The organism is Photorhabdus viridis, from assembly GCF_040256935.1.
Classification (GTDB): domain Bacteria; phylum Pseudomonadota; class Gammaproteobacteria; order Enterobacterales; family Enterobacteriaceae; genus Photorhabdus; species Photorhabdus viridis.
The window spans coordinates 1-223 of sequence record NZ_JBEJZY010000553.1; the positions used below are offsets into that span (position 1 = coordinate 1).

Here is a 223-nt window from a genome sequence, read left to right on the forward strand (position 1 = left end):
CTGGTTAATTCAGTGCCCTGCTGAGTCACTGATTCGGTGAATTCCCTGCCGTTTTCCCGGTAGATGTGATTTTGCACCGATTCGAAACGCATATTACCGCCGGAGGAGAGGATGACATCGCCATCAGAAGTCAATTGAGCGCCCACAGTGGTGAGGATCCCATTTGCCGCCATCGTCAGTTTTTTATCGCCGCGGATTTGAGCAATAATATGTCGGTCATCTT

General features: G+C 49.8%; 1 protein-coding gene. It reads right to left on the reverse strand.

Translation table 11 applies throughout. From position 1 onward, the window contains the following. The coding region (locus ABR397_RS24515; RefSeq protein ID WP_350307948.1) for a hypothetical protein at window positions 1-223 on the reverse strand (223 nt) is incomplete at both ends.